Source organism: Mesorhizobium sp. P5_C1, assembly GCF_054049815.1.
This window is the reverse complement of sequence record NZ_JBFULQ010000318.1, coordinates 1-6,484: the sequence shown is the minus strand read 5'-3', so window position 1 is coordinate 6,484 and position 6,484 is coordinate 1. Positions and strand designations below refer to the sequence as shown.

7 protein-coding genes are annotated in these 6,484 nt (G+C 62.1%); 4 read left to right on the top strand and 3 right to left on the bottom strand.

Translation table 11 applies throughout. The features are described from left to right. The 4 genes from ACXJ7R_RS21725 to ACXJ7R_RS21710 form a co-directional block, all read left to right on the top strand. Positions 1–373 (top strand): DUF4383 domain-containing protein (locus ACXJ7R_RS21725; protein ID WP_457153645.1); only part of this gene is annotated, 373 nt, incomplete at its 5' end. Between the two features lie 7 nt (positions 374–380). After that, positions 381–1,511 carry a hypothetical protein gene (locus ACXJ7R_RS21720; protein WP_457153644.1) on the top strand — a complete coding sequence of 377 codons (1,131 nt, stop codon included), beginning with the start codon at positions 381–383 and terminating at the stop codon, positions 1,509–1,511. Positions 1,512–1,526: 15 nt separating this feature from the next. Continuing rightward, complete coding sequence (locus ACXJ7R_RS21715; protein ID WP_457153643.1) at positions 1,527–2,525, top strand: alpha/beta fold hydrolase; 999 nt, start codon at positions 1,527–1,529, stop codon at positions 2,523–2,525. Positions 2,526–2,691: 166 nt separating this feature from the next. After that, entirely contained in the window at positions 2,692–3,213 is a 522-nt protein-coding gene (locus tag ACXJ7R_RS21710) for a hypothetical protein (protein ID WP_457153642.1), read from the top strand. 85 nt (positions 3,214–3,298) lie between these two features. Here ACXJ7R_RS21710 and ACXJ7R_RS21705 read toward each other — a convergent pair whose 3' ends face one another. The 3 genes from ACXJ7R_RS21705 to ACXJ7R_RS21695 all read right to left on the bottom strand — a co-directional run bounded on the left by ACXJ7R_RS21705 (position 3,299) and on the right by ACXJ7R_RS21695 (position 6,007). Next, entirely contained in the window at positions 3,299–3,922 is a 624-nt protein-coding gene (locus tag ACXJ7R_RS21705; protein WP_457153641.1) for a hypothetical protein, read from the bottom strand. A gap of 18 nt (positions 3,923–3,940) precedes the next feature. Next, positions 3,941–5,563, bottom strand: coding sequence for an FAD-binding protein (locus ACXJ7R_RS21700; protein ID WP_457153640.1), 1,623 nt, complete (start codon positions 5,561–5,563; stop codon positions 3,941–3,943). A gap of 201 nt (positions 5,564–5,764) precedes the next feature. Continuing rightward, the gene (locus ACXJ7R_RS21695) at positions 5,765–6,007 is read right to left on the bottom strand and encodes a DUF1344 domain-containing protein (RefSeq protein ID WP_095090895.1); all 243 of its coding nucleotides are present in this window, start codon (positions 6,005–6,007) and stop codon (positions 5,765–5,767) included. Positions 6,008–6,484: the final 477 nt, after the last annotated feature.

Genomic DNA, 6,484 nt, shown 5'->3' with positions numbered 1-6,484 from the left:
CGGCTACATACCGGCGTTCAACGATGCCAACGGCAATCTGTTCGGCCTGTTCTCGCTGCAATGGTACGACGACCTGCTGCACGCCTTCTCCGGCGTCTGGGCGCTGGCCGCCGCCTTCATCTCGCACCGCCAGGCGGTGTTCTATTTCAAGCTGTTCGGGTCGGTCTATCTGTTCGACGGCGTGCTTGGCCTGATCACCGGTTCGGGCTGCCTCGATGCCGGCATCTTCATCAACGGCTTCCGCTCCCTGAACGATATCGAATTCCCCGCCCGCTTCTTCGCCAACCTGCCCCATATCGTCATTGGCGGCTTCGCCGTCTATGTCGGCTTCTGGCTGTCGAAGCGCATACACGACCACTTCGCCACGGCCTGATCCGGCAATGTTCCTGTTTCGCTGGCTGAAGCGCATCGTCAAGGCGATCCTGTGGCTGATCGTCATCGTCGTCCTGATCCCGGTCGTCGGGCTGAGCTATGGCTTCCTGACAACGTCGTCACTGGACAAGGCGCCGCTGCCCGGCATTGCCGACGGCGCTCCGCCCAAGGCGCTGGCCGACAAGGTTCGCGCCGAAATCCCCGGCTATCAGCGGCCGGAAGAATCGACCTTCCTCACCTACCCGGAATGGGCGATCGTCTACGCCGCCCGCGAATATGCCGGCTTCGTCGACAAGAACCAGCCGAGCGGCTTTCCCTATTGGTCCTATGTCGGTCRCTTCTGGCAGGACTACGCCATGGTGATCCGCGCCAGCTCTCCCTACAATTTCAACTTCGCCAACCACCAGATGCTGGTCATCATCGGCACCAGCCACAGCATCGAACATATCCTGCAATGGGCCTATGAGAACACGGTCGGCCGCATCACCGAGGCGACCGCTGGCAAGCGCACCGCCGCCGACATCTATCAGGCCAAGGTGGCGGCCGACTATGCCGCTTTCCTCGACCAGGTGCCGTGGTATCAATTTCCCTATGCCGAGAAGCGCGCCGGCCTGTTTGCCGTGCAGCCGGCGCCAGGCGACAGCTCCATCCGCACCAGCGAACGCAAGCTTGCCTTCGGCCTTGCCGACACCATCAAGCAGGGCTACGCCGACCTGATCAAGCAGGCACTCGCAGCCACATCCCCACCAGCCTTCCTCGACATCCATGTCTGGGCCAAAGGGCCGGTCGGAGAAGCGACGCGCAACGAGCCCGATACATTGCTCGAGCGCGACTACGGCGCCGACGGCGCTGTCTTCGTCACCAAGCGCTACCAGGTCTTTACCGACATGATTCCGCGCCTGATCGACAAAGGCGTCTCCTTCGTCGAAATCGGCGGCAATGACGAGATCATGGTCACCGTGCTTTCGACCGACTCGATCGCTGTACCCGAAGGCATCCGCATCCTGTTCAGCTACCCGCTGCCGGCCGACCCGGCGACGCGCCGCACCGGGCTGACCGTCGCCGTGCGCAAATTGCATCTCGTGCTGCCAGCTCTGATCAAGTCAGGCGCCAGGCTCGAACACGTCTATGATTATTGAAACGATAGCCAGGCAATGCGCAGACTGATCCGCATCGTCGGCTGGCTTGCGCTCACGCTGGTCGCGCTCATTGTGGTCGTGCTTGTCGGCTTTCGCGGCGCGGCGGCGCTGCGAGAGAACCTGTCACCCGAGGAGGCAGCTCCGGCGGGAGCGCTGTTTGCCACCGTCGATGGCCTGAAGATCCACTACCAGGTCTGGGGACCGCAGGACGGGCCGCCGCTTATTCTGTTCCACGGCACGGCCTCCTGGGCGGAGACCTACCGCGATATCGCCGCGCCATTGGGAGAACAGGGCTTTCGCGTTGTAGCGCCCGACATGCCTCCCTTTGGCTATTCGCAAAGACCGGCCGACCAGGACTATTCGCGTGCTGCCCACGCAAAACGCGTCCTCGGTTTCGCCGACGCGCTCGGCCTGCGCCATTTCAGTGTCGGCGTCCACTCCTATGGCGGCGGTGGCGTGATTGAAGCCGCCTTCGAGGCTCCAGATCGCATCGACGCTCTGATCCTGCTCGACGTGGCAATCGGCCTCGGCCGGACCGAGGCGCCGACAATCCCGTTTGCCGCTCTCCTGAACCTGCGATGGCCTCGCGAACTGCTCACTGCCTCGACCTTCACCAATCCGCTCATGGTCGGACCGGGTCTGCGCTCGTTCATCGAGAACGACGACGTGGTCACGGCTGAACGCATCGCGATCTACGCGCGGCCCCTCAATGTCGAAGGCACCACCGATGCAGTCGGCCATTGGCTGTTCAACGGCCTGTTCAACGACGAACGAAAATCCCTTGCCGCCAACCCCGCGAACTATCGCGCCTTCACGCCGCCCGTCCTCGTCGTCTGGGGGCGAGACGATACGACCACGCCCCTGGCACAGGGTGAAGAGATTGCCGCGTTGTTTCCGCACGCCGAACTGGCGGTTCTCGATGGCGTCAACCACATCCCGCAGGTCGAACGTCCGCACGATGTGGTGCGGCTGATCGCGAACTTCCTCAAACGAATCGCGCCGGCCGCTCGATAGATCGACCGTTCGGCGCTCCGCCACGCTCATTCCACAATCGAGGCCAAATCCCGCCTTGTTCACGCGCGATGGATTGTTGCACCTCGCCCAAAAAAGCGGAAACCGGGTTTGGGACCGCGACATGCACCGAAATGGGCTGCCGGGGGCATCTGGAAGGGACAAGACCGTGATCAAGACCGCCCTTGTCGCCATGACCATTGTCGGCTGCGACTGCGACGCCAAGCTTTGCGAATATATCGGCGAGACGCCGGCCAAGTGGTCGACGATCGCCGAATGCGAAGCGGCGATGAAGAGCCAGATGCTGCACGAGCGCAATTTCAACTATCCGCTCATCTCCGGCATCTGCCGCGCGAAAGGCTCGTCGTCCTCCTCGCAACTGGCCGCGACCGCGTCGCGCCCGGACCTGACGCCCGCCAGCAGGGTCGTTGAAACCGAAAGCCCGCTGCCGCCGGAATTGAGCCGCCGACCGAGCGTTCCTGTCGGCGCGCCGACGACGGCCGTGGAAGCGGAGGCCGCCCGGCCCGTCGCCTATGAACAAGTGGTCGATGGCGGAACCGGCGTGCTCTATCGCACGAAGAACGGCTACGCCGTGGTCAAGACCGATCTTGGCCGCGCCGTGTCGGCGACCGCCGATGCGGCGAAGCGGTCGGCCAACTGGCTGGCCGGACTGGTGCCGAAGGGCCTGTAGAGCAACTCCAGGGCTAGTGTGAAGCGGTTTTCCCGGGAAGAGCGCATGGCGCTTTCCCTCAGGGGATCGCGCCGAAACAACGCCCCTACAGCTTGACCTTCAGGCTCTGCCAGAACTTGTCGATCAGCGGCTTTTCGGTGGCCGCATCCTCGCCGGCGACGCGGGTGATGAACAACAACCCCTGATCGGCAAGTCCGAAGCCGACGATCTCGAAATCGGCGGTGTCGGTGCGTGTCTTCACCTTGGCGAGAATGCCGGTCAGTTCCTTGCCGTCGGCGAGCTTGCGCGTTGTCGGCTCCTGCGTCAGCTTCGCACCAGCCTGCACCGATTCCTTGGTCATCTCCTGCAGCATCAGCTGGTTGAGCGACACCGGATTCATCTTGCCATATTCCTGCACGACGACGATCGTGCCCAGCGCCGACGCCATCAGATACTGCGTGATGTTCTCGCCGAGATCGGTCTTGGTCACCGAGATGTCGCTCGGATGGACGAAGGAGAAACTGCCGCCGGAAAAGGTGGCGAAGTCGTTGCGCTCGAGCGTCACCTTKCTCTGTTTGCCGCCGGGCAGCGTCACATTTGTGCTCTCGCCCGGATCGATATCGACCGTCACGCCGTCGATCGTCAGCTTGAAAGCCTTGAGATCCTCGGCTCCGGCCGGTCCAGCGCACAGCGCGATGAGAGTGAGTGCCGCCGCTGATACCATCCGCATTGGTTGTTCTCCTGACGTCTATACCACCCCGCTCAAAGCCTTGATGGCACGGTAGAAGGTCGAGGAAAACAGTTCCGTCGGGTCATATTGCCGCTTCTTAGCCAGGAAGGCCGGCAATTCGGGATAGGAGGCCAGCAATTCCCTGGCGGTGTAATGCAGCTGATAGGGCAGGAAGAACCGCCCGCCATGCTTGATCGTCACGTCGATCAGCGCCCGTGTCAGCGCCCGCATTTTCGCATTGCCGTCGGCATCGGTCGGCTGGTTGATGTAGAGCACCAGCGAATAGGCCGGCTCCGGTGCATAGGTCAGAGCGACATCTTCCTTGTGGACGATGCGCACCGAGGCATTGAGCACCGGCAGCGGCTGGTTGCGCAGGATTTCGCGCGCTTCCGAAATGAACTCGATGTAGGCGGCGCGCGGGATGAAATATTCGTGCAGGATGTCGGTCTCATCCATCAGGTCGTTGAACAAATAGGGCACCGAATCGTGCATCGGGTTATTGCGTGTGACGAGACAGGCCTCGCCTTCGGCTATGGCTGAAGTGCGCGCCACCGTGCAGCTTTCGAATTTCGGTTCCAGTGTCTTTTCGGTGAACCATTTCAGCTCCTGGAACAGGCTGCCCCATTTCGCCAGATTGATGAGCACCCGCTTCAGCCCCACCGAACCCGGCTCGCCGATCTCAGGCTGGTCGGCCGGCGGCTGGTCGGCCACCTTGTCGTAGCGATAGACGATCATATCCTCGAGGAAATTGCCCGGCGCCGTCGACAGATGGCCGTAGAACAGGCCGATCTCCTTGTTCGGCTCCAGCACGTCGGCAAAGAATTTCGGGAAATCGTCCGATTTGATGATCTCGCGTGAGGTGCGGTAGACCGTGTTGTCGACGATATCGAGCGTCGCCTCCAGCACCACGCCGAACAGGCCGTAGCCGCCGACGACGTGGCGGAACAGCTCCATGTTCTCGGTTGGCGAGCAGGTCGTCACCGAACCATCGGCCAACATCACCCGCATCGAGCGGATCGAGCCGGCAACCGAACCGGCCTGATGGTCCATGCCATGCGCGTTGACCGACAGCGAGCCGCCGACCGAGAAGATGTCGGTCGACTGCATCGCCTTCACCGCGAAGCGCGGATGCAAAAGGTTCTGGATATCGTGCCAGCGCGCGCCCGGCTGCAGGGTCATGGTCTTGGCCGCGGCATCGACGGTGACCTTGTTGAACTTTCTGAGATCGAGCACCAGCGCGTTGTCGTCGAAGGCGTGCCCGCCCATCGAGTGGCGGATGGCGGCCAGCGAGATTTTCAGCCCGTTGGCGCGCGCGAAGGCCAGCGCCTTGGCGATGTGGTCTTCCTCGCTGACCTCGACCACGCCATAGACCGGCGTCTTCGACAGGCCGCTGGCATCGTTGATGTCGCCGCCTTTTGCCGACCAGGGCAGCGAAGGATCGAAGGCCGGCGGGCTGGCAATCGGCTTCAGCGGCAGTGCGATGCCGTCGACATCGGCGATGCGTCCGGCGTTCTTCGGTCCCGAAGGCCCTCGTGCCAGCCGCGCCACAGTGGTGCCGCCCCACAGCACCGCGCCGCCGAAGACGGCCGCACCCAGCAGCAATCGCCGCGACAGGCGAAACCCTTTTTGTTCCTCGGCCATGGATATCCCCCGTTGGCCAAGGGATAGCGCGGCTCTTTGACAAAAACCATAGCGGTGCATGGCGGAGCCGAGGCGCCGTTACGGCATCAAGGCGGCCAGCAATGAGGTTCAGGCGTCACAAAGGTGATCTCGAAGAGTTGCGCTGCCCCTCATCCGCCTGCCTGGCGATGAGGGACAGCGCCCTACTATCAAAGATCGGGCTTACGAAGACTTCTTGATCGACGTCACCATGCCGGTCTTGTCATCGACCGTCACCGCCACCTTGGCGCCGACCTTCAGTTTGCCGACCGCCGCTTCCGGCGACAGCTGGTAGATCTTGCCGTCGTCGAGGGTGATCGACTTGGTCGTCGGATCGACCGACTGGATGGTGCCCTGAACGGTCGCGGCATAGGCCGTGCCGAGGAAGGCGAGCAGGGCGGCGGTGGTTGCGAGGGTCTTCTTCATCGGTAAGCACTCCGTGCTGTTTCGGTTTTCCGGGGCTGCCATTTCGAGAAACGACAGCACCGAACGGCCTGAAACTGAAACGGAAAACTCCTCCTCCGCAAATCACGTTGAGTGAATTTTCGCAAACAATATCATAGGCTTAATTCCGACACATTGCCTGCCGTCGATACAACTGCCGGCCGCTTCGGTTCCCTCCAGCAAGTGCACTTCTTTCCACGAAAAGAGTCACTTGGCCGATTGTGGCGGGCAGCTTTCAATCACCACGCGGCAGCCGCAATCCACCTCGGGCGGCATCACGAAACAGACTGCTGGCCGATCATCGGTACAAAATTTGTTTCATGGATCAGTTCAAACCGCCCCCAAATGCGGGATGAAACTCGCGCCCTGGTTGCAGACCGGGAACGGATGCAAGATGGTGTCGACCGTCGCGATGAAGGGGACCGTCCATGAAGCTTGCAGTCCGGACCATGATATCCC

Excerpts from the sequence above, each read along its gene's own strand:
- ACXJ7R_RS21715 (WP_457153643.1), top strand. The coding sequence starts at position 1,527 with ATGCGCAGACTGATCCGCATCGTCGGCTGGCTTGCGCTCACGCTGGTC.
- ACXJ7R_RS21695 (WP_095090895.1), bottom strand. The coding sequence starts at position 6,007 with ATGAAGAAGACCCTCGCAACCACCGCCGCCCTGCTCGCCTTCCTCGGC.
- ACXJ7R_RS21700 (WP_457153640.1), bottom strand. The coding sequence starts at position 5,563 with ATGGCCGAGGAACAAAAAGGGTTTCGCCTGTCGCGGCGATTGCTGCTG.